Raw genomic sequence first — 24751 nt, forward strand, 5'->3', positions numbered from 1 at the left:
GTTGTATAGATTATTTTCTAACTATTCCTAAGGCTGAAAAAAATCCCATGACTTGCTCCTGAAGGAAATTCAAGGATAACGCCTTGCGTTTCGATATTTGATCAGGGTTTCCATTAGTGAGACTGTGCTATGACTGAAAAAAAGAAAAGCTCTAGCGCTCCGAGGATGGGTCGCCCAAGTAAGTACACGGAAGAGCTGGCTCAAAAGATCTGTGGCTTGATCCGAGAAGGCAAGTCCGAGCGCACGATTTGCAAGATGCCTGGGATGCCCACTACGCTCACGCTGAGGAAGTGGAAGGATGATCATCCCGACTTTCTTACCCAGTCCGCGCGCGCGAGGGAGGAGAGCGCAGAAAAGTTTAACGATGACCTCCTCGAGCTCCAAGACGAACTCAACGACCAGTTGCAGACGCGTCTCATGAACGGCGAGGACTTCCCGAAGGGGGCGGTCGAGGCCTACAAGGTGCTGATGCAGGAGAAGGCCCGACAGGCAGCTTGGCGTGATGATTCGCGCTACGGCAATCGCAAGACCGTGAAGGTTGATGCGACTGACGACGCTAAGGGAATGGCAGAGGTCTACGCCAAGATGCTGGAGGCTCAGAAGGATGACTGATCCTTTCCGTGAGATCTGGAGGCCACATAGATACAAGGTCTTCTATGGCGGGCGCGGCTCGGGTAAGTCGTGGGCGGTGGCACAGGCTCTGATTGTGATGTGCGACATGGCAAACATCAGAGTCCTGTGCTGCCGCGAGATTCAGAACTCCATCAAAGACTCGTCCTATCAGATCCTGAGGGACACGGCAGAGCGTCTCGGAATATCGGGGCGCTTTTCCTTTTTGGAGTCTGAGATTCGCCACAAGCTGACCGGCTCGCGATTCATCTTCAAGGGCTTGCTCAGAAACGAGCAGTCTGTGAAGTCAACCGAAGGCATCGATCTGGTCTGGGTCGAGGAAGCGCAGACCGTCTCTGAATCCTCATGGGAGGTTCTGATTCCGACCATTCGCAAGCCGGGGTCGGAGATCTGGGTAACGTTCAACCCTCTGAACGCAGACGATCCAACGACGAAGCGATTCATTGAGAACCCGCCTCCAGAAGCCTACGTTCGCAAGATCAACTTTGATGAGAATCCGCACTTCCCGCCTGAGCTACGTGCTGAGATGGAGCATGACAAGGCGGTTGACTACGAGAAGTACCTTCACATCTGGGAGGGCTTCCCGCGCACCGTCTCCGACGCTCAAGTGTTCAAGGGACGCTACAGCGTAGAGAGCTTTCCTGACGATCTGTGGAAGAAGGCAGACCGCCTGTTCTTCGGTGCCGACTTTGGTTTTGCCAGAGACCCGAACACGCTCATCCGGTGCTTCATGTACGACAGAAAGCTCTACATCGACTATGAGGCGTATGCGGTCGGCATTGAGATTGACGAGTTGCCCGCGTTCTATCGAACTGTGCCTGAGGTCGACAACTGGCCGATCCACGCTGATGCGGCTCGACCAGAGACCATCAGCTACCTTGCGAATCGTGCAAACCCGCCTTTCCGCATCAGTGCCGCCAGTAAGTGGCAGGGAAGCATTGAGGACGGCGTGGCCTACCTGAAAAGCTTCGAGAAAATCATCGTTCATCCGCGATGCAAGCACACTGCGGACGAATTCAGGCTTTACAGCTACAAGGTCGACAAGACGACTGGAGAGGTCCTTAAGGCCATTGTTGACAAGAACAATCACGCCATCGACGGTCTTCGCTATAGCCTCGATGGCTACATCACCAAGCCGGGCTTGTCCAAGTGGGCTCGCCTTGCGCAATGAGGAGCATCATGCGAAACAACAAAAGAGTCGGAAGGCGTTCACAGCGTTTCACCGACGGCGTGAGCAATGCGCTTCTGCGCGTCGGGCAGAACACGCCGAACACATTTCAGAAGACGCGATACGTCCCTGAGTTCAAGTCACTAGAGCGCAATCAGCTCGAGTGGGCTTATCAAGGATCGTGGATCTGCGGTCTGGCTGTTGACATCATCGCCGAAGACATGACGCGTGAAGGCGTGGATATCAAGGCAAGCGATCCGTCTGTGGTCGACAAGATCAATACCCAGATGGACGATCTTGGCGTTTGGAACTCTCTATGCGACGCGATCAAGTGGTCTCGCCTCTATGGCGGTTCTATCGCAGTCATGCTCATTGACGGCGACGACATGAGCACGCCTCTCGGCAAGATTCGCCAAGGCTCCTTTAAGGGCTTGTGTGTCCTTGATCGATGGCAGATTGATCCGACGCTTGGCAGCACCGTTCAAACGCTCGGTGCGGACTTCGGAAAGCCTGAGTACTACACGATCATCGCGGGGTCTAGCGAAATCTCGATCCCGTCTCAACGCGTTCACTACTCGCGTGTGATCCGCTTTGAAGGTCGACGCCTGCCCTACAACCTGCGACGCGCTTACGGCGGCTGGGGTGCTTCCATTCTCGAGACCGTCTTTGATCGAATCTCCATGTTCGATCTGGCAACGGAAGGCGCAGCACAGCTCTTGTCGAAGGCGTATCTGCGCTACTACAAGGTTGAAGGCTTGAGGGACATCCTCACGAACGATCTTGCCGCCAAGGGCTTCCTGAAACAGATGGACTACATCCGCATGTTCCAGGGCATCGAGGGCATGACCATCGGCGATTCGTCCGACGACTTCCAAACGATGCAGTACACGTTTACGGGCATCCCTGAAGTCATGCTCCAGATTGGTCAGCAGATCTCTGGTGCAATCGGCGTACCTCTTGTGCGCCTCTTCGGTCAATCTCCTACGGGTTTCAACTCCACTGGTGAAAGCGATCTGCGCACGTACTACGACAACGTCAAGCATGATCAGGACAGCGATCTGCGTCCGGGCATGAAACGCTTGCTCAATGTCATGTACGAGAGCGAGATGGGGACGCCGCCGGGTGACGACTTCAGCTTTGAGTTCAAGTCTCTTTGGCAGATGACGAACGAGCAGAAGGCGCAGGCCGCTACGGGCATGGCCGGGGCGATCATTCAAGCCCTTCAGGCGGACGCTATCACTCCGTCTGTTGCCATGAAGGAGCTTCGCAAGCTTTCCGATGTGATCGGACTCTTCTCGTCAATTACCGATGAGGACATTGATGAGGCGGAAGAGGCGGACAACGGTTTGATGCCGCCGACTTTTGGAGGACTGAATGAAGGTCAAATCGAAAACGGCGTTTCGGGAGCCGACGAAAACGGCGAACCTAAACCGCTGGTACCGAAAGCGCCTCTTGCAAATCGCGAAGCAGGTTGACCTGATCGCTCGTGAGTTCGAAGAAGAGACCGATCTTTTCGTTGCGGTCTCCCAGATTCAAAGGCGGCTCTTCTCGTATGAGGACTCGCTGAATGCCTATGCACTGGACATCGCAAGCGTCATGCTCAAGCGAGCCGATCAGGCTGACTACGACACTTGGCTACGAGTTGGCGAGGGAATCACGAGGGCGACACGCAAGCGCCTTCGTTCTCCTGCCATCGCAAACGAGTACCAGCGCATGCAGGCAGAGCAGGTTGATCTGATCAAGACAATCCCGCATGAGGCCGCCATGAAGGTTCATGAGTGGGTCAGGTCCGGTTTGGAAAACGGGCAGCGTTTCCCTGAAATCGCGGCTCGCATCAAGAACGAACTGGGTGCAAGCACGGAGGCCCGTGCCATTTGCATCGCACGAACGGAGACGGCTCGAGCACGATCCAACTTCACGCAAGCTCGAGCAAAGGCTGTTGGGTCAACCGGTTACATCTGGCGAACGGTAGGAGACGGAGCTGTGCGAGACATGCACGCTCGCCTTGATGGGACGGTTCAACGGTGGGACTCGCCGCCGATCTGCGAGGTCGGAAAAGGCGGAACGCCTGTTAGAAGTCATCCAGGGTGCGTATGGAATTGCAGGTGTTTTCCCGAACCACTGTTCTCCAAAACGGGGTATGAAAAATGAGATTCAAAGATGGTGCTGAGTTCTACACCGTCGAACAGTTAAGCCCTCGGCGAGAGAAAACGCCTGAGGGCTTTTTGCTGTGCAAGGACGTGCCGATCAGTCGTGTCGGCGAGTTCGACTACACGCCGCTTGAGACTGGTATTGCAGGCAAGGGCGGAAAGGTAGTTATGAGCCGTTCTGAGGCGGAACTATTCAAGCCCGAGACGATGGCGAGCTTTGAGGGCAAGCCGGTCGTCATCGGGCACGGTCAGTTTGCTGATCCAGACAACTGGAGAAAGATCAGCATCGGACATGTACAGAACGTCAGGCGAGGAGAGGGGGATCAAAGCTCCCTTCTTCTCGCCGACTTGTTCCTCCAAGACGCCGAAGGCATTCGGCTTGTCGAGGAAGGCCTGCTGACGGAGGTGAGCTGCGGCTATGACGCCAAGTCCATCGATGACGGCAATGGTCGGGGGCATCAGGAGGGCATCGTGGGCAACCACCTCGCCTTGGTAGAAAAAGCTCGCTGTGGCGAGATTTGCAAAATAGGAGATGGTTTTATGAAACCAAAGTCCTGGAAGAACGCTCTGCGTCGCTTTTTCAAAGATGGCGACGAAGAGGGTTTTAACGAATGCCTCGATTCGGTCGAGGCGAATCCTGTAGGAGATGACGGTCAGGGCGAACCTGCTCCGGCTCCGACCGCTGAGGAACGCCTTGACGCGATCGAGAAGTCCGTGGCGGCCTTGACCGAAAAGGTCACTGCGATGGAAAAGCCGACCGCTGACGAAGAGCCTCCCGAACCCCAAGAGGGCGCGGAAGGCAATGAAGGCGGCGAAGCCGATCCTGACGCTGAAATCGTCGCTGACGAAGAAGTCGAGCAGGTGATGGCTGACGCTGACGAACTCGCACCGGGTATCGCGAAGCCGCAGGGTGATGGCGAAGGCGGCAAGTTCACTCGCGGTCTGGTCGGTCGCATCAAGCGCAATGCCCTGAAGCTTTCAGGCAATAAGACGTTTGGCGACTCCGCCACGCTTGACGGTCAGGCTCTCGATGTGGCCTTCAAGGCGGCTGTTCTTCTGGCTCGTTCCAAGAATAACCCGACAGCTCGCGGCTTTGGTGACGGCGGTCAGCAAACGCCCGCTCGTCCGTCCAATTCCGAACTCACTACCAAGTACAAAACCTTCTGGGAGGGCAAGTAATGTCTCAGTTCATCGGTACCTCGATGCCGCGCGGCTTCGCAGGTGAAATCACTCGCGGCTTCTTTGACTTCACGACCGAAGTCCACAAGAACAACGGTACGGTCACGGCTTTCGGCGTTCCCGTCAAGCTCGACGGCCAGACCGTTGCCGCTACGACGGCCAACACGGATGCGGTCTACGGCTTTGCCGTCCGCGAATACGGTCAGGTGGATGCAGCAGGCGTCCAGAAGGCCGACATTCTGACGGTTCTCCGTCGCGGCTACATGGTCGTCAAGACGGCCGGCGGTACGCCCGCTCTCGGCGGCACCGTCTACCTCAAGACCGACGGCACGATCACGGCTGACAAGGGCACCAACACGGCTATTCCGGGTTGCACCTTCATGGGCGCTGCTGACGCCTCCGGCCTTGTCGAAATCGCTTTCAACATTTAAGGAGTGAAACATGCGCTTCACTGATGCAGAAATCTCTTCGACCGGCGCTTTTCTCGTCGGCGAACTCGAACGCCTCGATCAGGAGCTGTACGCTCCGCTCGCTGATTTCACGTGGTCTCGTGACATTGACCTTCGTGAAGACGTGACCATTGCTGACGAGGTTACGTCCTTCATGCTCGCCAATTACGCGGGCGGCTTTGGCTCGATCGGCGGCTCCGGTAAGTCTTGGATCAAGGGCATGGACACCACCCCGGCCCGCGTCTCCGTCGAAACGTCGAAGGTCACGACGCCGCTTACCCCGTGGGGCATGGAAGTGTCCTACTCCATCTTTGAACTTCAGAAGGCCATGCAGGTCGGTCGCCCGATCGACGTTCAGAAGTATGACGCCATGAAGTTCAAGCACCAGCTCGACATTGATCAGCAGGTCTACATGGGCGACGAAGGCATTGGCGTCAAGGGCCTTCTCAACAACGATGCCGTCGTTGCCAAGTCCAACCTTGGTTCCGTTAACGTTAAGACGATGAGTGCTGAAGACGCCGTCAACCTCTTCAACACGGTTCTCGAATCCTCTTGGAAGGCTACTCAGTACATTCGTATCCCCGATACGATCCTGATCCCGCCGGCTCTCTTTGCGGCTCTCGCCTCCAAGCAGCTCCCGAACGTTGACAAGAACGTTCTGGAATATGTCCTCCAGAACAACATTGCCGTCTCCAACGGCGGCAAGCTCACGATCCGTCCGGTTAAGTGGCTGAATGACAGCTCGATCAACAGCGGCAATGGTCGTCTGGTTGCCTACACGAAGGCTCGCGACGTTGTTCGCTTCCCGCTCGTTCAGCTCCAGTCCATGGCTCCGCAGTTCCGTGACTTCATGCAGTCCGTGCCGTACTACGGTGCTCTTGGCGGCGTTGAATTCGTCCGTCCGGAAATGGTCTACTACGGCGACCTCGCTTAATGAGAGGAGGGCTCATGATGAAAAAGAGGGTATTCGGAATAAGTGGTTGATTTGAGAGGTTCAAACCAACCACAAAATATTCGCTTAGATGGTTGATAGATCAACGCCATAGTCAATGATGATGTCCTCTTCAAGCTCTGTGCGTTGAAGCAAATCAGAGAAGGAGAAGTTCTTCATGAACTTTGTTGTGTTGGATTTGAACGGCGAACTTCGGTTAGTGACTCGCCTGGTTTTGTGAGGGGTGGAAAACAGGATTTTCCCTCTAAGCACGTCAAACGAATAACCCCGGCCATCGCGGTTCTTATCGCGTATTTTGCGATTCAGAGACTCGGTCAAAGCGTTAGTGACTTCTTTCCCTGTAGCAAAATAATTCAGGATTTCATCTTCCCAGTTCCGGCTTGCTTTTACCAAGTCTGCCCAAATATCCAATTGTTTCTCTGGTATGGAACTTCGCCACGCTTCCAGCATTTGCGTAGCTTCATATGGATCGTTTGCAAGATCCCATATATCAAAAAAGCGCTCCTTTGTTTTGTATGCATCGAGTAGCTGAGGAAAGTTATTGAGCCAACCAGTCGAGGTCAATATTTCCGTGTCAGAGAGCGTGTTTTCGCGTTTAAGCAAGATCTTTCGATCTCCTTTGAGTTGTCGCCTTTCCGTGGATGTGAGGCTCTTGTGGAGCCCTTTACGGAGCTTCTCAAGGGCATCGTTTGCCATACGTGTAACGTGAAATTTGTCAACGACAATCAAGACATCTGGAAGGACTTCATGGAACGCTTGTCGATAGGGTCCCCACATATCCATGCTTGCGATCTCAATGTTCTTAGTGTCGTGATCCTTTAAGAACTTTTCAATCGTTGGTTTGTTTCGGTTTTCCAAAACATCGACAATGGTTTGTTGTCCGATGTTTGTGATGATCCCTCTGTACTTCCGATTCAGGAACAATTCGTCAACACCGATGATGGTTGGCATCTCCGGTTTGTAGTCTTGATTGAGTGCCACGAGCCGTTGAGAGAAGATAGTGCGGACTGTCTTTTCGTCAACTCCTACGCGTTCTGCTAGAGCCTTATGGGTGCCATTAAAGGCTTCTCGCTCAATGTACTGATGAAGTCGTTCTGTCATCTTGGCATCGGGATGAATCCCAGGTAGCTCTGGTCTGAATGTCGAGCCACAAGACTTACATTGGAAGCGCTGTCGTGCAATCCACAACGTCACGGGCTTCCCGTGCACGGGTAAATCCATGACTCTTATGTCACGTGTCCCGTTTTTAACGAAGTCTCCGATGGTGCCACAGGAGGAACAGGCAACAGGAGAAGGTGGTTGGAGGTGGACATCGAATGCCACCCCCGTATCCTGCATGCCGATCACCTGATATCCGGGTAACTGGAAAGGATTTTCGGTCATGGTTGGTTCACTTTAGTTTCGCTGGGTCACAAGGTGCTTATAGCAACTCATCTCCTTGATGGAGTAGCCATGCTTCTCCAACGTCATCTCTAACAAGGGTAGGTGAAGCTCTGTCACCGCTTCGTAGAACTGTGCCGCTTTAGGCGAGTTCACTGTTTGCAGAAGACGCAGGATTAACTCAAGGTCAGGCCTAAACAAGTAGCGCCAGTAATACACGAAATGGGCGATACGCTCTGCCTCGAACCCCTCTAGAACCAAAGCACCTTCAGGGATCTCTGGCTGGGTCAACTGTGGTTTGAGCTCGCACGTGTGAATGAACGTGAGTGCAACCTGAAGTTGCCCCTTGGTCAAGTCTTTGTAGCTTGCGATCTTGAAGTAGTCGTACAGGGCGTTGTAGATCGTTTGGTAGTGAATCGAGCTATTCTTTGCGCGGGATTTCACAGCCTTGCGAATCTCGTATTGCTCTTCACTGGAAAGCGTGTTCGATGCCGTGGACACTTCATAATGGCCGTTCTTGCGGATGGCGGGAAGAACTTCGGACGTAACCCAACGCTTGAAGCGCTTGGCAGATTCGAGCTTGGAGCCGAAGATCAGAGCGTAGAGGCCAGACTCGTTGACGCAGTTGACCAACTGACGGCCACCGTTCGTTTCGATTTCGGACTTGAAGAGGTCTTCTGGGTCGACTCGGTCATTGACAGTGCGAACAAGGTTTTGATAACCGAGCGCTTTTGCAATGTCGTTGGCAACGAAAAGGGGAAATTCGGACGTACCGAGTGTGCGGACTTGAATATTCTCGAACGAGAAAATCGCTGGTGCTGTCATTTCAGACTCCTAAGATTCAATGTAGAACCCTGCAACCCGACGCCAATCGGGTGGGCAGGCGTTGCAGGTTGGCGTACCGCTCTTAGGAAACGGCCTCCCGAAGGAGCCTGCAAGCCTTCCCGTAAGGAGTCTTGCAAAGGGGGTACTGATTTGGTACTCCCTTTTTCAGGGGGTCGCGTTTTACGACCTCCTACGATCAGCCAACAAAAAAAGCCGCTACACAACTAGTGGCGGCTGACCGCCTAAGATTCAGGACGCCAATCCCGACCACATCTTTTTCATGTGGTGAGGAAAGTATGCACCAAAAGTGGCCACGTGTCAACCATTCCGCCCGTTGTGAAAAATAATTCTCACCACGGCATATCAACCATTAAATCCGATTACCCTTTTATGTCAGCTTTCTTTTTCGATGCTGTCTAGCGGGTAAACAGCGTCCGCCCACTCTTGCATGAGCTCTATGCGAGCATCGAGCAGGTCTGATCGTTGGTACGCCTGGACAACGGCATTACCAGTTGCGTGCATCAGACTTTTTTCGGCGACGATCGGATCCTTCCCGTTTTCTGCGCACCAATCGCGGAATGTAGATCGGAAGCCGTGCATTGTGCCATGTCCGATCTTCTTCTGAATCACTACGCGTGGCGTCTCTTTCGAGATGTGAGACCCGCCGTGTCCGGCAAATACGTATGGTGAATTGCGCGGGAGCATCTTCAGCATAGCGACGAGCTGCCTGCACAGTGGGACGCGGTGCGGGTAGCTCTTTCCGTCCTTGCGCCGCTCTGGGGGGCAGAGCCATACTTTTCGTCGCAGGTCGATCTCATCCCACTTTGCGGGAACGAACTCACCGACGCGGGATGCTGTCAATGCTCCGAAGAGAATCGCGCAAGCAGTTATCGACGTGGGCGGACGCCAACCGTCGAACAGAAGGCGCGCCTGATCCAGCGTTAAGGCGTCGTGGTGCTTTTCCTTTTTCATCTTAGTAATCGGCGGCAGGAACATTTCGAGGTTCCCGCGCCACGTCGCCGGGTTGCCTCCGGCGCGCTTTCCGATGGCGATGGCGTATGCGAAAACGGCTTCGAGCCTGCCTCGCAATCTGCTCGCGGTCTCCGGCTTCGTCTTCCATATCGGCTCGAGCACCGACAAGATGTCGTCGCGCGTCACGTCATCGACAAACAACGAGCCTAGAGAAGGCATTGCGTACTGCTCGAGAGTCGATTTCCACTGCGCCGCGTGCTTCTGATTTCTCCAAGCTTTGCTTCGAATGATAACGGGAAGAGCCTCGGCCACTAGGTCGGCGAAGGTGAATGGGTGATCCACGTTCGCCCCTGCGTTTCTCATCTTCTCGCGCCTTTCCTGCTTGGCGGCGAGCGGATCGACCCCGTCGGCGATCATTGTGCGAAAGCGCACCGCAGTCTCCTTCGCCTGAGCAATTGACACTGCGTCAGATGTCCCGATCACAACGTCTTTCTGTTTGCCGGAGATCGTGTAGCGAAAAATCCAAGTTGGCGCGTGGCCGTCCCGCTTTCGGAGGTACAGACAACGTTCTGCTCTATGAGTCCCCGGTGGGAGGCTCGATATGTTTCTTGCGGTTACTTGCATGACTGGCTCCAAACTTTGCCCCAATTTTGCCCCAATTTCGTCCGTCGCGAAAATGGCTAGGGCGCGTCTAGCAGATGTCTAACTCTGCTCCACCATGCTACCCGAAAACGCGCGAAACCTCGCGGTCCGCGGTGCGTTGACGGGGTTATGTCTGGAGTATGTCGAAGGGGTGTCGAGACGGTTTCAGCGGACACCGCTTCCGCCAATGGAGCTATACTTGGTCGACTGAGGGGCGGTCCTACTACTGTGCGTTTGGGCCGCATGTAGACCAGTCAGACAACGTACAGACATGTAGTACGATTTGGAGCACGTTTCTTAGCGCTGAAACGTGCTCCATTTTTTTTTGCTTTTTTAAGTCCGGCGGCGTCAGAGGTCGTCTGGATCAGGCTCCGCGAGTCTGCCGCGCACGCTCGACGAATGCGAGGATCCACTGCCAGAGCGGCAGGAACCAGAGGTAGAACGCCGCGAGCACGCAGGCCGCGGGTGCGCCGACCGAGGCGATGGGCACGGCGCCCGCGATCGACCACGGGATGAGCGGCGCGATCACGATGACGGTGTTCTCAAGGTCGATCGCCATCTTCTGGCGGTCGGGGCGGACCTCGTCGCAGAGCTGGTTCGTGAGCATCACGGGCAGGGCCTGGTTGCAGGCGATGCCGCAGGTGACGACGGCCGTCGTCAGGACGGCGCCAAAGGGCGTTAGGCGGCGCGCGACGCCGGGCAGCAGTCCCTTGAGACGGGCGATGAGGCCCGTGCCCTCGAGCAGGCCCGAATAGGTCGAGGAGATCAGGATGATCGCGCAGACGGGGAGCATCGAGACGAGGCCGCCGCCCGCGAGCATCTTCGCCACCCCCGGGTCCTCGGGCGCAAAGCCCAGCACGAGCGTCTCGCCGATCGTGCGCCAGGGCATGTCCTGGACGAACGCGCACAGCAGGACCGCAGCGAGCGTGCTGGCCACCATGGTCAGGCGGATCGAGAACTTCAGGAAGATGAGTGCGAGGAGTACGACGGCGGGCAGATAGGTCGTCCAGTGGAGCGAGAAGGCGCTGCGGAAGATGCCCGTGACGTCGATGCCGGCATCCCTGCCGGGATTGAGAAGGCCGATGGCCGCATAGACGGCGCCTGCGGCCAGAAGCGGCACGACGCTCGTCTTCACCATCAGCTTCAGGTTGGTGTAGAGGTTCGTCTTCGTGACGACGGCGACGAGCGCGGCGCTCGTCGAGACGGGGGAGCACCTGTCGCCCATGAAGACGCCCGCGAGAATGGCGCCGCCCGAAAGGAGCGGGCTCACGCCCATGGCGTCGAGCATCGTGGCGGTGATGACGCCCATCGTCGCGACCGTGCCGAAGGCCGTGCCCGTCAGCGTGGAGAGAAGACCGTTGAGAAGGAAGGCCGCAAGAAGTCCCCATTCGGGCGTGATGAAGCCCGCCGCATCCGTGACGAGACGGGCGATCGTGCCCGAAGCCCTCCACGAGCCCGTGAGCATGCCGATGAGCGCCATGACGATCACGATGCCCATGATGGTGCGCACGCCCTTCGAGGCCATGGCGCCGAGCGCCTTGAGGCCGTGTCCGCGGAAGAGCCCGTAGCCCGAGAAGAGGAAGAAGCCTGCGATGAGTGCCCAGATGACCGTATGGCCCGTGAGTGCGCAGGAGAGGATGGCGGCGGCGAAGAGGCCGAGGACGATGCCTTCAAGCATGATGAGGTGTGCGTATCTTCAAATTGGAGCGGCCCGGACGCGGAATGCGCCGGGCTGGACATTCAAGTGAGCATTGTGCCAAAGGCGGGCGCCTTTGGGAACACCTCTTTGTGGGTGTCTCAGAGGAAAGGCTGCGCCGTGTTCCAGAGCACCCAGCAGGCGAGCAGCATGAAGATCACGGCGCTCGCCTTGTTCATGAGCTTCGGGCCGCTGCCCCTTGCGAGGAAGACGCGCATGCGGTCGGCGATGAGCGCGTAAAAAATCATGCAGACGAAGACCATCAGCGCGTAGACCGCGATCATGAAGGCTACCTGCGGGACGTAGGCGATCTCCGGGTCGATGAACTGCGGCATGAGCGAGACACAGAAGATCATCGGCTGCGGATTCGTGACGGCGAGGATGAAGCACTTCGAAAAGAGCCCCTCGCCGGCGTTGTCGGGCACCTGCACGCCCGGCGCGTCGATCACGATCTTCGGAGGGACCTTCCGCCAGGTCTTGACCGACAGTCTGATGAGGAAGCAGGCGCCGAGGAGCTTGATCGCCGCGAAGAGCATGGGACTCGAGGCGACGATGACACCCACGCCGGACATGCCCGCGATGAAGAGGAACGCGATGCCGAGCGCCGTGCCGAGGGCGCCCGACATGGTCCGGCGCCACCCGTACTCGGCGGCGAGCGTGATGATCATCACGACGCCGAGCCCCGGCGTCAGGATGTTCGCGAGGCTCGTGACGAGAAAGAGCGCGAAGAGACTCGACATGAGGCCCTTTTCTTAGCGGAAGGCGGCTTCGTACACGGCGAGCGTGTCTTCGAAGGTGAAGTAGTTCGCGTCCTGCTCGAAGGCGTGGGCGCCTGCAGAGCGGCAGACTTCGGTCATGGCGGGCAGCTCCTCGCACGTGATGCCCCAGTCGCTCATCTTCAGGTCCTGCATGCCGCAGTCGTGGATGAGACGCGAGAGCGCGCTCAGGAAGTCGGAGGGCTGCACGGCGTCCTCGACGCCCATGGCCCTGGCGAGCGCGACGAAGCGTTCGGACTGTGCGCCCACGGCGACCATGTGGCCGAAGTAGGCCATCGAGAGCATGATGAGGCCTGCGCCGTGCGGGAGTTCGGGATGGAAGGCCGAGAGCGCGTGCTCCATCGCATGGTGGCTCGTGAGGCGCGTAGTCGTCATGACGAAGCCCGCCATGGTGTTGGCGAAGGCGACGTGTTCGCGGGCCTTGATGTCGGTGCCGTCAGCGACGGCCTTGGGAAGCCACGCGGCGAGATGGCGGACGGCCTCAAGCGCATACATGTCGCTCATGAAGTTCGGACGCTTGCCCACGTAGCCTTCGACAGCGTGGAAGAGCGCGTCGAAGCCCTGGTAGGCGGTGAGGGCGGGCGGAACGGAGACCATGAGTTCGGGGTCGACGATAGCGAGCTTCGGGAAGCAGCCCGGGTGCCCGATGCCGACTTTCTCCCTCGTTTCGGGATTGGTGATGACGCCGCCGGCGTCGACTTCGCTGCCGGTGCCCGCGGTCGTCGTGATCGCGACGAGCGGAAGCGGATCATGCTCGAAGGCCCTGCGTCCGCCGGTACCGCCCTGGACGTAGTCCCAGAGCTCGCCGGGATTCGTCGCCATGAGGCCCGAGATCTTCGCGCAGTCCATGACGGAGCCGCCGCCCAGCGCGACGAGGAAGTCGCATCTCTCGTCCTTCATGCGGGCCGCCACCTTCATGACGGTCGAGACCGTCGGGTTGGGCTCGACGACGCCCATGTGAACCACGGCAACGCCACGTTCCTCGAGTATGGCGGTGACGCGCGCGAGCGCGCCGATGCGCTCCATCGAGCGGCCGTTCGAGGTGAGAAGCAGGGCCCTGGTGCCGGGCAGGGGCTCGGTGCGAAGGGCCTCGAGCCTGCCGGGACCGAAAACAAGCTTGACCGGGGCGAAGTCGACGAATTGCATGAAAGTCTCTCCAAACAGTTGAAGGCCGGCCGGAAAGGGAGAACCGGACGGCGTCGTTCTAAGCAGTATTGCGTAGGGACATTCTAGCGCCGAAGGCGCGCGGACCAAGAGGGGCTTGAAGCCGGGGGGAAGAAGGCCCGGAGAGAGGCTTGATGAGAAAAGCAGGGGCGCAAAACAAAAAAGGCCGGTCCGCGAGTCGGAATCGGCCTTCAGTCAGCGTGCAATAAAAAAGGGACACGTTCTTCAACATGTCCCGCGCCTTGTGGTGAGTGGTCTCAAACCGTCGGCTTCTTGATCCAGGCTTGCGGCAGCTTGCAACACCTGCTGCCCAAATGGACTCCCAACAGCGACCCGTGATTTCGAAGTTCCGGTCTGATACGCAAGGAACCACATCAACCACAACAGAGTTAACTATATCAGGGTTTCCACGGATTTGCAAGTCGACGTTGCATTTTGTTGCATCCGTCGTCCGCATTCCGCGTGCATGCGGCTCGTCTTCACGAATCCGCTTGCCGCCTGACGCGTTCGGGGCCCGTCCCGGAAGGACGCTTCCCGACTGCCGTGATGAACTTAGGCATTTCCTGCCTCCGGCCGCCTTGTCTCGAGCTCGAAGATCCTTGAGGCGCTTCGAATGGACTCCCAACAGCGGCTTTCGACTTTCGCGTCCTTCGGTCGGAAGAACCGCGTTCATCTCAGCGACTTGAATGGTACAGGAACCCGGCCGTCGCGTGCGGCGATCTAACAAACACTTGCAAACCAATGGAAACGTCATCTGAAGGCGACTTTTGTGACGACTTCGTGACGTGCGAGGGAGGAAGGCGGGATGCAGGGGAAAGGGGCCGGCGGTCGTGCGACCGCCGGCCCCTTCGGGAAGGCCTGGGGAGCCGTGCTGCCGTCAGGGCGGAGCCTGACGGCGGCACTGATCATCGCGTGGCGTAGATCGGGATCACCTTGCGGCCCTTGCCGCCGTTCTTCTTCGCGAAGGTGCGCATCCAGAGGAGCATGCCTGCCAGGATGGCGACGGAGAGGGCGATGGCGACGATCGAGTACGTCGGGTTTTCGGCGAAGGTGCCGAGGCGGTAGACGATCGTGGCGGAGGTGTAGCCGAGCGCCGTTGTCCAGCCGCACAGGAAGAGCGTCCATGCCGTGCCCGCTTCGCGCCAGACGGTCGCGACGGCGGCGCCGCAGGGCATGTAGAGCAGGACCATGAGCAGGTAGCAGAAGGCTGCGAAGCCGCCTCCGAAGAGCTGCTGCATCATGTCGATCGTGTCGACGGCGACTTCCTGTTCTTCGGCGGCAGCGGCCGTGTCGGAGAGGTCGTCGACGTGGATGCCAGCCGGGTCGAGGAGAGCGCCGCCGAGATCGGCGAGGTTCGTCCTGACGCTTTCGAGGGCCTCGACGAGCGTGGCGCCGAAGGACCAGCCGGCTTCGTCTTCAGAGGCTTCCTCGGCAACGCCGTTCTCGGCGTTCTTTGCGCGGGCCATGCTGTCGTAGAGCGAGTTCATCGTGCCGACCACGGCTTCCTTGGCGAGGACGCCCGTGAAGATGCCGACGGCGGCGGGCCAGTTCTCTTCGGAGACGCCCATGGGCTCGAGGACCGGAACGATCGTGCGGCCGATTTCGGAGAGGACGGACTCGTTCGTGTCCTCATGGCCCCAGGTGCCGTCGGTGCCCATCGAGTTGAGGATGGAGAGACAGGCGACGATCACGACGATGACGCGGCCGGCGCGCAGCACGAAGCCCTTGAGGCGGTCCCAGGTGCGCAGCATCACGCCCTTGACGGTCGGGATGTGGTACGGCGGGATCTCCATCACGAAGGCCGAGGCGGCGCCCGGAAGGGCGATGCGCTTGAGCAGGAGGCCCGTGACGACGGCGGCGAGGATGCCGATGAGGTAGAGGGCGAAGACGAGGTTCTGGCCGTTGGTCGGGAAGAACGCCGTGGCGAAGAGCACGTAGACCGGGAGACGGGCGCCGCAGCTCATGAACGGAGCCATCATGATCGTGATGATGCGGTCGGAGGCGCGGTCCATCGTGCGGGTGGCCATGATGGCGGGCACGTTGCAGCCGAAGCCGACGAGCAGCGGCACGAAGGCCTTGCCCGGCAGGCCGAGGGCGCGCATCAGGCGGTCCATGACGAACGCGGCGCGGGCCATGTAGCCGGAGTCCTCGAGAATGGCGAGGAAGAAGAAGAGGAAGAAGACGACCGGGATGAAGGTTGCGACCGTCTGGATGCCGCCGCCGATGCCGTTGGCGAGCATGACGCGCAGCCAGTCGGGCGCGCCGAGGGTTTCGAGCAGGGCGCCGAAGCCGTCGACGAGGACGCCGCCCACGAGAATGTCGAAGAAGTCGATGAAGGCCGCCCCGAGATTCTGCGTGAAGAGGAACATCAGGTACATCACGAAGAGGAAGATCGGCAGGCCGAGCCAGCGGTTGAGCACGATGCGGTCGATCCTGTCCGTGAGCGTCTCGCCGGGCTTGCCCTTGCGGACGACGGCATCGGCGGCGATCGCGCCGACGAATTCGTAGCGGGCGCCCGCGATGGCGATGTCAAGGTCGCCGTCGAAGTCGGCGGAGACGGGCTCCATGATCGACTTGGCGCGCTCGAACATGCCGTCGGGGAGCTTTTCCTCGATGCCGGGAGCGGATTCCATCACCTGGAGGGCGAACCAGCGCGGACGGGCGACGCCGCCCGCCTTGAGCTCGGCCTCGAGCTTGTCGATGCAGGTGGTGATGCGCTCGTCGAAGCGGATCTTCATCGGCGGGACGACGGGGTTGGCGAGGAACTCGCTGATGCGGTCCTTGAGCTCGCTGATGCCCGAGGAGCGGGAGGCGACGATGCCCACGACGGGGCAGCCGAGGGCCTTCTCAAGCTCGTTGAGGCGGATTTCGATCTTGTGCTGCTTCGCGACGTCGAGCATGTTGACGACGACGAGCATCGGCACGCGCATCTCGATGAGCTGTGCGGTGAGGTAGAGGTTGCGCTCGAGGTTGGAGGCGTCGATGATGTTGACGACGCATTCCGTCTCGCCCGTGAGGATGTAGTCGCGAGCGACGCGCTCATCCTCGCCCGCTGCGGAGGACGGCGTGATGGAGTAGATGCCGGGAAGGTCGGTGATCTCGACTTCCTCGCCGCGCCAGGCGTAGGAGCCCGTCTTCTTCTCGACGGTCACGCCGGGCCAGTTGCCCACGTCCTGCTTGGCGCCCGTGAGCGCATTGAAGAGCGTCGTCTTGCCGCAGTTCGGATTGCCGACAACGCAGATGGCTTTTTTCGTCATGATGTTCGCTTGAATGGTTGGAAAGTGAATGCGGTCGGCGTGAATCAGTCCACGGAGACTTCCATGATGGCGGCTTCGTCGCGGCGCACGCTGATCATGCTGCCGCGAACGCGGATTTCAACCGGATCGCCCAGAGGTGCGATGCGGACCACTTCGAATTCGGCGCCGGGCGTGGCGCCGAGCATCAGGAGACGACGGCGGTATTCGGGCTGTTCCTTTCTGAGGGCGACGATCCTGCCGCGGGCGCCGGGAGAGAGTTCCTTGAGAAGCATGAGAGTGGATCCTTTTTCTGATTAGAAGACGTAGATGCGCTTGGCCGTGTCGAAGTTGACGCCGATGCGGCCGTCGCCGACGCCAATGAGAATGCTCTGGCCGGCTTCACCATGAAGACGGCGGATTTCGGCGCCGGGGCGAAGACCGAGCTCGGACAGACGCGCCTCTTCGGCGGCATCGAGCTTGATGCGGGCGACCGAGGCGCAGGAGCCGGTCTCAAGATCCGTGAGACGGCGGAGCGTTTTTGCGGGAGTGTTGTTCATCATTTGCGGCTTGTCCGAGTGTGAGTAAGGACGATTCCGCCTTGTGGACGGAATGGTGATCGGAATATAACTGAGAACCATTCGCATTACAACTTTTGTCAAGACGGGCGCCGACGGCTTCGGGAGCGTTGCGGCAGTGGGGAAAACATTGAATGGAGTGAGAATCGTTCTCCTTATGCAGTATGTATCTTTCTTGACGTAAGTCAAATGAGAAGCAATCTCATTCCCTATTGCGAGAGCGAAAGCCATAGGAGAGGACTTGGAGTCCTGTTCGGGGCGCCTTGAGGCGGAACTCGCGGAGGCGTCTGCAGAGGCACTAGAATGAGGCAGGAGATTTTCAGGACACGGCACAAGGGAGGCGCCTCCATGGCACTGCGCGACATCAGACTCTGGCTTCACGACGGCACGCCCGCGGGCGCGAGGACCGTCTTCGAGGGGGACGCCTTCGTCTCGATCCTCGGAGCGGATGACGCCGCTCGGGAGGCACTTGCGCTTCTTGGCGGGCGTGAGGCCGTGACGGTGTTCGCGGGGCCCGATGCGATGCCGGGACGCCTGGTGGCGGCCGTCGTCTCGGGAGACGTTCGCGAGGCTGCGGCGGGGTGCCTGCCTGAAAACGGCAGGACGCCCTTCACGTCGGTCGTCGTGCTCGGCGCTCCGGGGTCGGCGCACCTTGAGTATGCGGTCCGCGCGGCGGTGGCGTCCTCGGGCGGCGTGACCTTCCTTGACGGCGTCGAGGCGCAGGAAGAGGCGGGGCCGCTGCCCGCCGCCTGGACCTCGCTTGCGGCCGTGGCGGGCGGAGCGCCCGCATGGCTTGCCGAACGTCACGACGTCCGTGACGGAGACTGCGCCCGCGCGTTCCCCGGTCTGCCGCTCTCCTGCACGGGGCGCGGCGCACAGGCCCGCGCACGGCTTGTGCGCGGCGGCATCCTCATCCTTGCAGGGAGCCGCTGCTCGCCCTCCGACGCAACGCCGTCCCTCATCGCCCCGATCCGCGACGCCATCAAGCGCCTCGTCGACGCGGGCGATCTTGAAAAGCGCGACGGCGTCTGGACCTTCGTGCGAGACGTGAGCCTCGCCTCGCCCGTGCAGGCCGCCTCGATCGTAATGCGCACCTCGGCGGGAGCCGCCGCCTGGGAGACCGAGGACGGCGACACGCTCGCCGAAAGACTCGCACCGCGCCACCACACGAGCGCACACACAGCCGAGGGTAGGGATAAACCCTGATAAAAATTGGTGCGAAAACAACAGCCATCCTGAGCACGGAGCCCTTTTTCGACGGGTTTCGTGCTTTTTTGCATTCGCTTGAGCAGGACGCACCAAAGACGGCGATAATGGAATTTCGCAGAAACGATTGCATTTCAGGCGTTTTCGTTGTCTTTGCGCGACAGGTCGGGCGTGCCGCCCGATTTTTGGCGTGACAATGAGAATTGTTCGCGTATAGAATGCAGTCGGCGGGGCGGCTTCAGGAGACGCATTCCCGCGCACATTTTCAGGACGGCTGGACCAGCACGCCGGCGGCCGCTCCTTTTTCCCACGAAGGCGTGCGGAGAACGAAAAATGAATGAAACGACGAAGTACGGCCTCTTTTTCCTCGGCGGCGTTGTCCTCGGTGCTCTTGGTGCAGTGGCGGTGACCCGCGGCAAGCTCGACGTCAAGCCGCTGGCCACGGACCTCCTCTCCGCCGGCATCGACCTCAAGGAAAAGGCCCTGTCCGCAGTTGAAAGCGCGAAGGAGGACATCGCCGACGCCGTCGCCGAAGCCAAGGTCAAGTCTCAGGAGAAGAAGGCCCGCGCCGAAGAGGCCGAAGCCGCCAAGGTCGAGGACAAGACGGCTGAAGCCGCCTGATCGCCGGCCCCGCCGGCCCGACTCTATAGGCATGCGCACATGCTTTTCCATCTTGTACATGAGGTCGGCAACCGCCAGCGCTGGCGTACGAAGGAGACTCTTTCGCACGCCTCCGCGGCGCTGATTGCCGATCAGATCTCAGGCATTGCCGGCGTCACCGGCGTGTCGGCCAATCCGCGCACGGGCTCCGTGATCGTGACCTACGACACGGGCGAGGCCCGTGCAGCGCTGGCCGAATATCTCGCCGGCCTTGCCGTCAATCCGCCGATCCGCCGCGCCGAGCGCGCGGCGTTCGTTTCCGCGCCCCGCGGCCCCGTCGTGCTCGAGCCCGCTGAGGTCGTGCGCCGCGTGGTGCCCACCCGCGCCGCCGAGGCGATTGAGGTGCTGAGCGAAAACCGTCTCGTGAGACACGTCTCGAAGGCGGTGCGCTCGGGCGCTTCCAACATGCCCGTCCTCTCGTTCGTGGTGCGCCCGATCCTGCGCTTCCTCGGACTGGCGGGGCAGGGCATGGGCGGAATCGTCTCCCGCGTCGCGCCCGCGCTTGCCTCGCCGAAGGCTGCGGGCGGCGAGGGCGCCCTTGCCGCCAACAACTACAGGGCGGACGACGCCGAGCTCGACTTCGGTCCGCTTGCGCGCTTCGTCTTCCTTCGCCCTTTCCTGCCCGTCGTTGCCAATGCGGCCAACGCCTTCCTCGGCGCCGTGCCGATCATCCGCGAGGGCATCTCCGAGCTTTTCAAGGGGCGTCTCAATGTCGCCGTACTCGACGCCTCCGCGCTCATCGTCTCGCTCCTGCGCCGCGACTTCAAGACCGCCGGCCTGCTCGTTCTGCTGCTCGGCATGGGCGAGATGCTCGAGAACTACGCGCGCAGGAAGTCGATGGCCTCGCTTGCCGAGCAGCTCTCGGTGAAGTGCGACGTCGTCTGGATCCGCGAGGACGAAGAACTGCGCCAGAAGCCCCTCGCCGACGTGACGCCCGAGGACGTGATCGTCGTGCGCTCGGGCAGCGTCATTCCCGTCGACGGCGTGGTGCTTGACGGCGAGGCCGCCGTGAACCAGACCGCGATGACGGGCGAGCCGCTCGCAGTTCACCGCACCACGGGCGGCGCCGTCTTTGCCGGCACCGTCGTCGAGAGCGGCGAGATCGGCATTCGTCCGACGGGCATCGGCGACGGCACGCGCCTCTCGCAGATCATCAGCTTCGTCGAGGAAAGCGAGAAGGTGAAGGCGGGCATCGAGAGCAAGGCGCTCAAGTTCGCCGATGCGATCGTGCCCTTCAACTTCGCGCTCGCGGCCATCGTCTGGCTCGTCACGCGCGATCTGACCCGCACGGCCTCCGTGCTGCTCGTCGACTACAGCTGCGCGCTGCGCCTGGCGACGCCGCTTGCCATCCTCTCCTCCATGAAGGAAGGCACGGCCCGAGGGGTCGTCGTCAAGGGCGGCCGCTACCTCGAGGCGCTTGCCGAAGTCGACACCGTCGTCTTCGACAAGACGGGCACGCTCACCAACGCCACTCCGCACCTCTCCGACGTGGTCTCCCTCACGGAGGACATGTCCGAGGACGAGCTGCTGACGCTCTCCGCCTGTCTTGAGGAGCACTTCCCGCATCCCGTCTCGCGCGCCATCGTGGACGCGGCCGAAGAGAAGGGGCTTGCACACCATGACGAGCAGCACGACGCCGAGGTGAAGTACGTCGTCGCCCACGGCATCTGCTCGAAGGTCGACGGCGAGACCGTGCTGCTGGGTTCGCGCCACTTCATCGAGGACGACGAAGGCGTGAGCTGCGAAGCCGCACGCCCCCACGTCGAGCGTCTGGCCTCTCAGGGCAAGACCATTCTCTACGTCGCGCTTTCGGGCCGCCTCATCGGCGTGCTCGGCATCGAGGATCCGATCCGCGATGAGGCTGAAGGCGTCATCAAGGCACTGCACGCCCGCGGCAAGAAGGTCGTCATGCTCACGGGTGACGATGAGCGCACGGCTGCGGCCGTCGCGGCACGCCTCGGCATCGACGCCTGGCGCGCTCAGGTGCTTCCGTCCGACAAGGCCGACGAAGTCCTGCGTCTCAAGGACGCGGGCGCGAAGGTCCTGATGATCGGCGACGGCATCAACGACAGTCCCGCGCTGAGCGCGGCCGATGTCGGCGTGACGATGCGCGACGGCACGGACATCGCGCAGGAGGTGGCGGACGTCATCATGGCGCCTTCGCTCGAATACCTGCTCGTCGCCCTTGACCTCGGCGAAGCCACGATGAAGCGCATCCGCAGCAACGTCGGCATTTCCGTGGGCCTCAACTCGGCGTTCCTTGCGGGCGGCCTCACGGGCATTCTGATGCCGGCCGTCTCGGCGCTGCTTCACAACGCCACGACGATCGGCGTGTGCCTCAACGCCATGCGCCCCGAACTCGGCCACTACGACGGGGAGACCCGTTATGCGGACGAACTCCGGAAGGACGTGGCCGACATGTTCAACCGCCTGGGCGGCGTGATACGCGGCGTCGATTCGGAGGCCGCCGGCGCTCCGCGCGTTGCCGTGACCGCGCTCGAAGCCACGGGCGTCGCATAAGGAGACAGACATGGCAGACATTCGCGACTGCGTGAGAAGCCTGCTGCCGGGACGCGCGCGCCTGCGCCATCCCATGCTTCACGGCCTGGAGGCCGAGTCTTGCATGGAGGTCGCGGGCATGCTCGAGACCATTCCCGGCGTGACGGGCGTGTCGATCAACCCGCGCGTGGGCTCGCTCCTCATCACCTGGAATGAGGCCGAGACGACGGCCGAGACGCTGCTTGAGACGGTCGAGGGCTACGCCGCCTTCTTCTTCGCCGCAGGCGCAGAAGATGAGGCTGGGGCCGCTGCGCCCGCGGACGAAAAGGAGACGTCCTGCACGGCATGTCGTGCCGTCGAAAGGGCGGCGGAAGCCGTCGGGAGCGTGCTCGGCAGGATCGAGTCCGCAGGCGTCGGCACCTTCGGCGCGGCCGCCCGCACGCTCATGCCCGAAACGTCGAGGCGCAATCCGAAGCGCGCCGCCCGCATCCTGCAGAACCGCACGATGCTCGGCGCCCTTGCGCTCTCGATCGGCGCGCTCGGCGTCAGGCAGACGGGACTGCATCTCTGGGCGGGCGTCGCCTTCATGGCGCTTCTTGCCCTGCACCTGCAGCAGCACCGCCGCGTCCTTTAAAATACGGGCATTCACCACCGCCGCCACGGATTGCGCATGCAGAAAGACTCCCTCCCGACCAGGATCCTGAAGATTATCCTCGCCGTGCTCGTCACGGTACTGGCCGTCTCCGCCCTGGCCGCCGTGACGGCGCTCCTTCTCTACGGCCTCGTGCTGGCGGCGGTGGCGCTCGTGCTCCTTTTCATTCTTTCGCCCGAGGACCTCAGGGCCTTCGTCAAGGCGGCCGGAGAACGCATCGACGGCTGGATCGGCCGCCTCGAGGGGCTCTGGCGCAGCGTCAAGGAGGGGCTCGACGCCTGGGGCGCCCGCGAAATGGCCGCGCGCGGCGAGGGCGACAATGAGCGCCCGCCCGCTCAGACAGGACAGGGCGACGGGCTTCCCGGAGCCGGCGAGCCTTCGGAAAAGGCGTAGTGCCGCACGGCGAAAGAGACATCGAAAAGAGGCGGACTCCGCAGGGAGCCGCCTCTTTTTTGTGAGCCGTTCAGCAGTCCGTCTTCAACTGGAGAGCCTGTAGCGCTGCCGCGGGCTGTGGAGCGGTTCCGTACGCTCGATGAGGCCTGCGTCGATCATGCGGCGGAGCTTGGCGAGCACGGTGCTTCTCGAGAGGCCCGAACATCGCACGATCTCGGTGAGCGCAATCGAGTCACGCTCGGAGAGCGCCGTCGTGAGGTCGTATTCGAAGTCCGTCCAGTGCACGATGCGCTCCTCGCGGAAGAAGACGAACGAAACGGCGGAGACCCAGTCGTGCACGACGGCTCTGGGTCTGCCTGCGGCCTCAAGCGCCTCGTCGATGAGAAGCAGCCCCTGAGTGCCGGGCTCGAGCACGGTGCCGGGCCTTCCGTCCGCATCAGGGCAGGGCGTGCACTCGAGAATGCGTGTGAGGTTGGCGTTGCGAAGCGCCGCCAGACCGTGGATCTGGCGGTTGTAGACGGCCGCCCTGAAGAAACCGCCCGGATTGAGGATCTCGAGCCTGTCGTCGAAGAGGTCGATGCGCACCTGCGAGCCACGGCCTTCGGGCGAATAGTCGCGGTGCTGAAGCGCGTTCACGACCGCCTCGCGGCAGGCGCGAAGCGGATATGCGAAGCCGTCCGCCGTCCTCAGGCGCTCTGCAAGGAGGTTCACGGCCGTCTCGACCATGTAGGGCACGGGGCCGTTGATGGAACGGGTTTCACCCGTTCTTCTGACCGTGAGGACGATGTTGAGCCTTGGAAAGAACTGCTGCGGATAGACGCCCGCCGCGAGAAGTCCGCCGAGCGTCGGGACAAGGCGTCCCGCGCCCTCGGCGAGCACGCCCGTCTTGACGAGAATCTCCTCGCCCGCCATGCCGCCGAAGACGGAGGGCGTCATGGCGCGGTTGCGCTCGACCATCGTCTTGAGGACGGCGGCGTCGAGGTCCGTGACGGACGCCTCGGAGACGTGCTCGGTGTCCCAGACGGGCTGCATGCGGCTTTCGCACATGCGGTCGACCTCGTAGTGCGTCAGTCGCTTGTCGCCGTCGCCCGTGCGGATGAAGCTTCCGGCCACGGGGCCGCGGTCCGTGATGTAGGCGGGCCTCAGGTCGGGTTCGAGCGCAGGAATGACGGCGGCCACGACTTCGGCGCCCTCGAACGGCTGTCGGGTCTGCAGGGAGGCGTGATGGTGTCGCAGGCGGAAAGGAGCGCGTTGTGAAGGCGTCTTGCGTTGAAGCCCTCGACCGGTGTGAAGCCGCGGCGCTCGGAGAGGCCGAGGATGAGGATGCCGCCCGTGTGGTTCATGAAGGCCGAAAGCGTCTCACCGATGCTCTCGGGCAGCTTCCAGGCGGCCTCCTTCACTTCGACGAGCTGAGTGTCCGTGCCGATGGTGCGCAGGCGGCGCACGATTTTGGCGAGCAGCTTGTTCGGATCCTGCATGATGCACGCTCCTTCTTCGCGGGCTTTTGCAGGAAGTGTACGAAGTCGTGCGGCAAGTGCACCAGAGGA

The 24751-nt window shown here is 60.7% G+C and carries 23 protein-coding genes; 12 read left to right on the forward strand and 11 right to left on the reverse strand.

The genetic code is table 11. The features are described from left to right. Positions 1 to 165 precede the first annotated feature (165 nt). Genes HMPREF3036_RS06185 through HMPREF3036_RS06215 form a run of 7 tightly spaced genes read left to right on the forward strand, consistent with a single transcriptional unit; the run spans position 166 to position 6510 of the window. Positions 166 to 612 carry a terminase small subunit-like protein gene (locus tag HMPREF3036_RS06185; protein ID WP_062332557.1) on the forward strand — a complete coding sequence of 149 codons (447 nt, stop codon included), beginning with the start codon at positions 166 to 168 and terminating at the stop codon, positions 610 to 612. Then, positions 605 to 1801 (forward strand): PBSX family phage terminase large subunit, encoded by a 1197-nt coding sequence (locus HMPREF3036_RS06190; protein WP_062332559.1) that lies wholly within the window; start codon positions 605 to 607, stop codon positions 1799 to 1801. The genes HMPREF3036_RS06185 and HMPREF3036_RS06190 overlap by 8 nt, the downstream gene beginning before the upstream one ends. Positions 1802 to 1809: 8 nt before the next feature. Next, the gene (locus HMPREF3036_RS06195) at positions 1810 to 3273 is read left to right on the forward strand and encodes a DUF1073 domain-containing protein (protein WP_062332561.1); all 1464 of its coding nucleotides are present in this window, start codon (positions 1810 to 1812) and stop codon (positions 3271 to 3273) included. After that, the gene (locus HMPREF3036_RS06200; protein ID WP_062332563.1) at positions 3251 to 3949 is read left to right on the forward strand and encodes a phage head morphogenesis protein; all 699 of its coding nucleotides are present in this window, start codon (positions 3251 to 3253) and stop codon (positions 3947 to 3949) included. The genes HMPREF3036_RS06195 and HMPREF3036_RS06200 overlap by 23 nt, the downstream gene beginning before the upstream one ends. After that, positions 3946 to 5127, forward strand: coding sequence for a DUF2213 domain-containing protein (locus tag HMPREF3036_RS06205; RefSeq protein WP_062332565.1), 1182 nt, complete (start codon positions 3946 to 3948; stop codon positions 5125 to 5127). The genes HMPREF3036_RS06200 and HMPREF3036_RS06205 overlap by 4 nt, the downstream gene beginning before the upstream one ends. Continuing rightward, positions 5127 to 5558, forward strand: a complete 432-nt coding sequence (locus HMPREF3036_RS06210) for a structural cement protein Gp24 (RefSeq protein WP_062332567.1) — start codon at positions 5127 to 5129, stop codon at positions 5556 to 5558. Before HMPREF3036_RS06205 ends, HMPREF3036_RS06210 begins: the two co-directional genes overlap by 1 nt. 10 nt (positions 5559 to 5568) lie before the next feature. Then, positions 5569 to 6510, forward strand: coding sequence for a major capsid family protein (locus tag HMPREF3036_RS06215; RefSeq protein ID WP_062332568.1), 942 nt, complete (start codon positions 5569 to 5571; stop codon positions 6508 to 6510). An 84-nt stretch (positions 6511 to 6594) separates the two neighbouring features. Here the strand turns inward: HMPREF3036_RS06215 and HMPREF3036_RS06220 are convergent, their stop codons facing one another. From HMPREF3036_RS06220 to HMPREF3036_RS11860, 9 genes are all read right to left on the reverse strand, one after another. Beyond that, positions 6595 to 7911: an ISL3 family transposase gene (locus HMPREF3036_RS06220; RefSeq protein ID WP_082897375.1), complete on the reverse strand. Its 1317-nt coding sequence runs from the start codon at positions 7909 to 7911 to the stop codon at positions 6595 to 6597. A 12-nt stretch (positions 7912 to 7923) separates the two neighbouring features. Further along, positions 7924 to 8733, reverse strand: a complete 810-nt coding sequence (locus HMPREF3036_RS06225) for a BRO family protein (RefSeq protein ID WP_062332575.1) — start codon at positions 8731 to 8733, stop codon at positions 7924 to 7926. Positions 8734 to 9126: 393 nt separating this feature from the next. Beyond that, entirely contained in the window at positions 9127 to 10329 is a 1203-nt protein-coding gene (locus HMPREF3036_RS06230; RefSeq protein ID WP_082897376.1) for a tyrosine-type recombinase/integrase, read from the reverse strand. 382 nt (positions 10330 to 10711) lie between these two features. After that, positions 10712 to 12025, reverse strand: a complete 1314-nt coding sequence (locus HMPREF3036_RS06235; RefSeq protein WP_082897377.1) for a Na+/H+ antiporter NhaC family protein — start codon at positions 12023 to 12025, stop codon at positions 10712 to 10714. A gap of 119 nt (positions 12026 to 12144) precedes the next feature. Further along, the gene (locus HMPREF3036_RS06240; protein ID WP_062332586.1) at positions 12145 to 12783 is read right to left on the reverse strand and encodes a LysE family translocator; all 639 of its coding nucleotides are present in this window, start codon (positions 12781 to 12783) and stop codon (positions 12145 to 12147) included. A gap of 12 nt (positions 12784 to 12795) precedes the next feature. Then, positions 12796 to 13965 carry an iron-containing alcohol dehydrogenase gene (locus tag HMPREF3036_RS06245; protein ID WP_062332589.1) on the reverse strand — a complete coding sequence of 390 codons (1170 nt, stop codon included), beginning with the start codon at positions 13963 to 13965 and terminating at the stop codon, positions 12796 to 12798. A gap of 923 nt (positions 13966 to 14888) precedes the next feature. Then, positions 14889 to 17240, reverse strand: coding sequence for a Fe(2+) transporter permease subunit FeoB (gene feoB, locus HMPREF3036_RS06250; protein WP_062332592.1), 2352 nt, complete (start codon positions 17238 to 17240; stop codon positions 14889 to 14891). A gap of 44 nt (positions 17241 to 17284) precedes the next feature. Further along, on the reverse strand, positions 17285 to 17512 hold the full coding sequence (locus HMPREF3036_RS06255) for a FeoA family protein (RefSeq protein ID WP_005434667.1): 228 nt from the start codon (positions 17510 to 17512) through the stop codon (positions 17285 to 17287). Positions 17513 to 17533: 21 nt separating this feature from the next. Next, a complete protein-coding gene (locus HMPREF3036_RS11860; protein ID WP_005434666.1) occupies positions 17534 to 17779 on the reverse strand; it encodes a FeoA family protein in 246 nt (81 codons plus the stop codon). Positions 17780 to 18142: 363 nt separating this feature from the next. Between HMPREF3036_RS11860 and HMPREF3036_RS06265 the strand changes: the two genes are divergently transcribed. The 5 genes from HMPREF3036_RS06265 (at position 18143) to HMPREF3036_RS06285 (ending at position 23204) form a co-directional block, all read left to right on the forward strand. Then, a complete protein-coding gene (locus HMPREF3036_RS06265) occupies positions 18143 to 19000 on the forward strand; it encodes a DUF4357 domain-containing protein (protein WP_062332595.1) in 858 nt (285 codons plus the stop codon). 333 nt (positions 19001 to 19333) lie between these two features. Further along, positions 19334 to 19621, forward strand: a complete 288-nt coding sequence (locus HMPREF3036_RS06270) for a hypothetical protein (RefSeq protein ID WP_062332598.1) — start codon at positions 19334 to 19336, stop codon at positions 19619 to 19621. Positions 19622 to 19660: 39 nt separating this feature from the next. Beyond that, positions 19661 to 22180: a heavy metal translocating P-type ATPase gene (locus HMPREF3036_RS06275; protein ID WP_062332601.1), complete on the forward strand. Its 2520-nt coding sequence runs from the start codon at positions 19661 to 19663 to the stop codon at positions 22178 to 22180. Between the two features lie 10 nt (positions 22181 to 22190). After that, positions 22191 to 22793: an HMA2 domain-containing protein gene (locus HMPREF3036_RS06280; protein ID WP_062332603.1), complete on the forward strand. Its 603-nt coding sequence runs from the start codon at positions 22191 to 22193 to the stop codon at positions 22791 to 22793. Between the two features lie 36 nt (positions 22794 to 22829). Next, on the forward strand, positions 22830 to 23204 hold the full coding sequence (locus HMPREF3036_RS06285; protein WP_062332606.1) for a hypothetical protein: 375 nt from the start codon (positions 22830 to 22832) through the stop codon (positions 23202 to 23204). Positions 23205 to 23288: 84 nt separating this feature from the next. Here the strand turns inward: HMPREF3036_RS06285 and HMPREF3036_RS06290 are convergent, their stop codons facing one another. Beyond that, a complete protein-coding gene (locus HMPREF3036_RS06290; protein ID WP_082897379.1) occupies positions 23289 to 24383 on the reverse strand; it encodes an ATP-binding protein in 1095 nt (364 codons plus the stop codon). Continuing rightward, on the reverse strand, positions 24347 to 24682 hold the full coding sequence (locus tag HMPREF3036_RS11520; protein ID WP_005434656.1) for an AlbA family DNA-binding domain-containing protein: 336 nt from the start codon (positions 24680 to 24682) through the stop codon (positions 24347 to 24349). The genes HMPREF3036_RS06290 and HMPREF3036_RS11520 overlap by 37 nt, the downstream gene beginning before the upstream one ends. Positions 24683 to 24751 lie beyond the last annotated feature (69 nt).

The sequence above is a fragment of the Sutterella sp. KLE1602 genome, assembly GCF_001578585.1.
Taxonomy (GTDB): domain Bacteria; phylum Pseudomonadota; class Gammaproteobacteria; order Burkholderiales; family Burkholderiaceae_F; genus Sutterella; species Sutterella wadsworthensis_A.

Excerpts from the sequence above, each read along its gene's own strand:
- HMPREF3036_RS06185 (WP_062332557.1), top strand. The coding sequence starts at position 166 with ATGGGTCGCCCAAGTAAGTACACGGAAGAGCTGGCTCAAAAGATCTGT.
- HMPREF3036_RS06190 (WP_062332559.1), top strand. The coding sequence starts at position 605 with ATGACTGATCCTTTCCGTGAGATCTGGAGGCCACATAGATACAAGGTC.
- HMPREF3036_RS06195 (WP_062332561.1), top strand. The coding sequence starts at position 1,810 with ATGCGAAACAACAAAAGAGTCGGAAGGCGTTCACAGCGTTTCACCGAC.
- HMPREF3036_RS06205 (WP_062332565.1), top strand. The coding sequence starts at position 3,946 with ATGAGATTCAAAGATGGTGCTGAGTTCTACACCGTCGAACAGTTAAGC.
- HMPREF3036_RS06210 (WP_062332567.1), top strand. The coding sequence starts at position 5,127 with ATGTCTCAGTTCATCGGTACCTCGATGCCGCGCGGCTTCGCAGGTGAA.
- HMPREF3036_RS06215 (WP_062332568.1), top strand. The coding sequence starts at position 5,569 with ATGCGCTTCACTGATGCAGAAATCTCTTCGACCGGCGCTTTTCTCGTC.
- HMPREF3036_RS06220 (WP_082897375.1), bottom strand. The coding sequence starts at position 7,911 with ATGACCGAAAATCCTTTCCAGTTACCCGGATATCAGGTGATCGGCATG.
- HMPREF3036_RS06225 (WP_062332575.1), bottom strand. The coding sequence starts at position 8,733 with ATGACAGCACCAGCGATTTTCTCGTTCGAGAATATTCAAGTCCGCACA.
- HMPREF3036_RS06230 (WP_082897376.1), bottom strand. The coding sequence starts at position 10,329 with ATGCAAGTAACCGCAAGAAACATATCGAGCCTCCCACCGGGGACTCAT.
- HMPREF3036_RS06235 (WP_082897377.1), bottom strand. The coding sequence starts at position 12,025 with ATGCTTGAAGGCATCGTCCTCGGCCTCTTCGCCGCCGCCATCCTCTCC.
- HMPREF3036_RS06240 (WP_062332586.1), bottom strand. The coding sequence starts at position 12,783 with ATGTCGAGTCTCTTCGCGCTCTTTCTCGTCACGAGCCTCGCGAACATC.
- HMPREF3036_RS06245 (WP_062332589.1), bottom strand. The coding sequence starts at position 13,965 with ATGCAATTCGTCGACTTCGCCCCGGTCAAGCTTGTTTTCGGTCCCGGC.
- feoB (WP_062332592.1), bottom strand. The coding sequence starts at position 17,240 with ATGACGAAAAAAGCCATCTGCGTTGTCGGCAATCCGAACTGCGGCAAG.
- HMPREF3036_RS06255 (WP_005434667.1), bottom strand. The coding sequence starts at position 17,512 with ATGCTTCTCAAGGAACTCTCTCCCGGCGCCCGCGGCAGGATCGTCGCC.
- HMPREF3036_RS11860 (WP_005434666.1), bottom strand. The coding sequence starts at position 17,779 with ATGATGAACAACACTCCCGCAAAAACGCTCCGCCGTCTCACGGATCTT.
- HMPREF3036_RS06265 (WP_062332595.1), top strand. The coding sequence starts at position 18,143 with ATGGCACTGCGCGACATCAGACTCTGGCTTCACGACGGCACGCCCGCG.
- HMPREF3036_RS06270 (WP_062332598.1), top strand. The coding sequence starts at position 19,334 with ATGAATGAAACGACGAAGTACGGCCTCTTTTTCCTCGGCGGCGTTGTC.
- HMPREF3036_RS06275 (WP_062332601.1), top strand. The coding sequence starts at position 19,661 with ATGCTTTTCCATCTTGTACATGAGGTCGGCAACCGCCAGCGCTGGCGT.
- HMPREF3036_RS06280 (WP_062332603.1), top strand. The coding sequence starts at position 22,191 with ATGGCAGACATTCGCGACTGCGTGAGAAGCCTGCTGCCGGGACGCGCG.
- HMPREF3036_RS06285 (WP_062332606.1), top strand. The coding sequence starts at position 22,830 with ATGCAGAAAGACTCCCTCCCGACCAGGATCCTGAAGATTATCCTCGCC.
- HMPREF3036_RS11520 (WP_005434656.1), bottom strand. The coding sequence starts at position 24,682 with ATGCAGGATCCGAACAAGCTGCTCGCCAAAATCGTGCGCCGCCTGCGC.